This window comes from Vibrio sp. 1580 (assembly GCF_033340055.1).
On record NZ_JAWOVT010000561.1, the window covers coordinates 1 to 563 of the forward strand.

A 563-nucleotide genomic window follows, 5' to 3' on the forward strand; every position below is an offset into this window, starting at 1 on the left:
TCATTTTCGATCACCAGTTCTTTGCGAGCTGCGGGGTTGATTTGGATCAGCACGCCCGCTTCTGACCACACCATGATTGGCGATAACGCGAAGTTAAACAGATCTCGAAACGATCGCTTCTGAGCTTCTAATTCTTCAAACGTGCTTTCCAGCGTCGAACCAATGTGGTCAAACTCTTCAATATCCGAGCCACCAAAACGCTCAAAGCCTTTTTCTTCCCGAGCAGAACGCGTGTAAGACATGAGCGACCCCAGCTCTTCCACAACTCGGTTTTCAATCCACTCTTTGGTCATCAGCGCAATCATGATCATGCCAATAACAGACGCTAACATCGCCAAAAAGTGTTGAATTTGCAGCGTAACAACACTCTGGTTGTCTTGCACGGTAAGTAACTTCAAGTTGGTGATGGCCGCGTTCACTTCAATCGGCGTTTGGATGATCAATAACTGATCTAACTTCTTCTGGGTCTCTTTGCGTTTCAACACATCGAAGATTTTGTATGACTCATCCCCCGCTAGTGAACTTGCCACAGGAATGTCGTTCGCCACCAGCACAACATTGTC

1 protein-coding gene is annotated in these 563 nt (G+C 47.1%); it reads right to left on the reverse strand.

Annotated features, from left to right (window positions below; all coding sequences use genetic code 11):
* Positions 1 to 563 (reverse strand): LuxQ periplasmic sensor domain-containing protein (locus R7093_RS27160; RefSeq protein ID WP_318147269.1); only part of this gene is annotated, 563 nt, incomplete at both ends.